The sequence below is a fragment of the Comamonas testosteroni genome, assembly GCF_000761245.1.
GTDB classification, from domain to species: Bacteria; Pseudomonadota; Gammaproteobacteria; order Burkholderiales; family Burkholderiaceae_C; genus Comamonas; species Comamonas testosteroni_C.
The window spans coordinates 1-1,237 of sequence record NZ_AWOR01000108.1 but is presented as its reverse complement, the minus strand read 5'-3'; the positions used below and the strand labels follow the sequence as shown (position 1 = coordinate 1,237).

Genomic DNA, 1,237 nt, shown 5'->3' with positions numbered 1-1,237 from the left:
CTTTTCCCAAATCCACTGAAGATCCAATGTGGGAGATTCTATGGTTGAGGGGCAACCCTCAACCAACCTTTGGCTGATATTCGCTTTGCCCTTTCAGTAGAGCGAACACCACTCGAGCAAGCTTGCGAGCCAATATTACCAACGCTTGAGTGGTGCTATAGCCTCGTGCCCTCTGTGCTTGATAAAACGCTTTCCATGTCTCTGTTCGGCTAGCCGCCATCGCGGCGTTATGCAGCAGGCGCCGGGCCTCTGAGTCGCCGCGCTTACTTAAACTACGACGACCATCTTTCTGTCCTGACTTGTTGACGCGCAAATCCATACCAAGAAAGGCGATAAACGCGTCTGAATTCCTGAATTCTCCCCGTTGGAAGGTGGCAATCAAGCGCGCGCCAGTCAAAAAGCCGATGCCTTCGACCTTCAAGCAACGCTTCAACTGCCCCAGCAAACCTGCCTCTTTCAGGCAATCACTGATCATCTTTTCAATTAACCCTTCAAGTCTCTGCATCGACTTCACCTGCTCGGCAAACGAGGCCTTAAGCAGCGGTTCATTCGCCCAGCTTTGCGTCAGGCTGACGCGCGCCTGAACCAAGGCTGCGCGCCGACGAAACAGGCTTAGAAGGTGGCGATACAGCGGCGATGGCGGTGTCCAGGGACGCAGTTCGTCTGCCTCCTTTCTCAAATAGCGGGCGAGCAGCTGGGCATCCAAAGCATCGGTCTTGGCCCGGATCTTCAAGCTTTCGCGGTAATGTTTGAGCTCATAACCTCCAACCATGTAAACCACGCAACCAGCTTCATGGGCTAGATCGGAAAACTCCAAGTGGTAGATGTTGGTGGCTTCAATTGCGATGGCCACTTTGCAGGACAGCGTTTTCAGCCATTTTTTGATAGCAGCTTTATTGTTTGCGATCGTTTCCAGTAGATCGGCTTCAGCGTGATAAATCACCAGCTCATTCTTAGCGACATCAACGCCTACGATCGGCTTTGAGACAGAAACTGGCATTGCCATGGGGGCTTCCTCCGGGCTATGTTTTTGAGCACTTGAAGGGCTCACCCAGAGGCGCAGGCTTGTTCCTATCGTCGGTCATAGCCAGATGCATTCTTTATCGGCGCTTGGGTGAAAGGAGGAGGGGCGAAATCTCCCACGGTCTGTACTGCGTCAACAGTCAGAATCGGGCTTTGTCCCTTCTCCTCCCTTCAAGTCCTAGCATACAAGCGGGCTTGCTCGCGAAGGCGGCCT

General features: G+C 53.2%; 1 protein-coding gene. It reads right to left on the bottom strand.

Features of this window, described 5'->3' with window-relative positions:
- Positions 1-58: 58 nt before the first annotated feature.
- Positions 59-1,000 (bottom strand): IS110 family transposase, encoded by a 942-nt coding sequence (locus P353_RS26360; protein WP_371914730.1) that lies wholly within the window; start codon positions 998-1,000, stop codon positions 59-61.
- Positions 1,001-1,237 lie beyond the last annotated feature (237 nt).

Coding starts and splice junctions, on each gene's coding strand:
- P353_RS26360 (WP_371914730.1), bottom strand. CDS start 1,000: ATGCCAGTTTCTGTCTCAAAGCCGATCGTAGGCGTTGATGTCGCTAAG.